This is a genomic window from Polaribacter aquimarinus (assembly GCF_003129485.1).
Taxonomy (GTDB): Bacteria; Bacteroidota; Bacteroidia; order Flavobacteriales; family Flavobacteriaceae; genus Polaribacter; species Polaribacter aquimarinus.
The window spans coordinates 1-1,189 of sequence record NZ_QFFG01000016.1 but is presented as its reverse complement, the minus strand read 5'-3'; the positions used below and the strand labels follow the sequence as shown (position 1 = coordinate 1,189).

Genomic DNA, 1,189 nt, shown 5'->3' with positions numbered 1-1,189 from the left:
AAAAGAGAGAGGATTACCAATGTTGTCGAAGTCTAAAGCTTCACCGTGTATATTAACCTTAATTCTCTCTTTTATTCTTTCTGATTATATATCAAAATTAGTAAAAGACAAACTTAAGCCGTGTATATTTTATTGCTTTCTTTTAGCCAACTTACGAAAATCCTCGCGGATTTTCTATTCAGTTATTATTTGCTAACTTTACGCTAAACCAACGCAACAAAGCATACACAAACACGTTGCCAACAATTAGAATGAACGACAGATATAAAAATCATCAATTTTTTTCGCCAGAACATATTTACGATTATGAGAATATACAGCAGTATAATAATCCGAAAATAAACTCTGAAAATATTCGAATTGGAAGTTTATCTTTTCAATGGCACGTTGCTGGAAAAAAAGAAAAAGAACGAGTAAAAGGCGAATGGATTAAAATAATCCCAAACTTGAATAAAGTAAAGCGGATTTCTATCGCTTGTGGAATTAATCAAGAGATTCTTGATATTTTTTGTGACTTACCAAATCTTACTGACTTAATAATTGACAGTTCAAAGGCAACTGACTTAAACCCAGTTTTAAAACTGACAAAACTCAAAAGATTAGAATTGGAAAGATTTACTCAACTTAAAGACATTTCGCCGATTGCAAAAATTGAACTGACTCATTTAAGAATTGAAAACTCTTTTAAAGTTGAGAATTATGAAAAAATTGGACAAATAACTTCTCTAATTGGACTTTCTCTTAATGGAGATACTTTTGCACCAAAAAATTTGAGGCTTAAAAGTTTAAAACCTTACGAAAACCTAAAAAAGCTAAAACATTTAGATTTGAATTCCGCATCTATAATTGACAAGAATTCATACAAAAGTCTGTTAGAGCTTAAGAGTTTGGTTAGGTTTGACATTTTAGTAATTGTACCAAAAGAAATTAAAAAAGTCATTTTAGAGAATCATAAAACACTGAATTCGGGAAATTTTACGGATTGGGATGATAAGAACAAAAGGTATTACGATAACAAAGATTGGGAGATCAAAAAATTAGAAGAACTGAAAAAATAACTGTTGGCAACAAAGAACTGAGTTAAAAAACAAATAAATTCTTCGTTAAATTTTTACAATATTTTTCTAGGCTCAAAAATCTATTCATTCGTTTTTTGAGCTTTTATTTTTTTATTTAATATGCTATTTAG

1 protein-coding gene is annotated in these 1,189 nt (G+C 29.0%); it reads left to right on the top strand.

What is annotated here, in order from left to right; translation table 11 throughout:
- Positions 1-251: 251 nt before the first annotated feature.
- Positions 252-1,058, top strand: a complete 807-nt coding sequence (locus tag DIS07_RS14955; protein ID WP_109406075.1) for a leucine-rich repeat domain-containing protein — start codon at positions 252-254, stop codon at positions 1,056-1,058.
- The last annotated feature ends 131 nt before the right edge of the window (positions 1,059-1,189 follow it).

Bases quoted from the DNA above. Each gene is read 5' to 3' on its own strand.
- DIS07_RS14955 (WP_109406075.1), top strand. From the start codon at position 252: ATGAACGACAGATATAAAAATCATCAATTTTTTTCGCCAGAACATATT.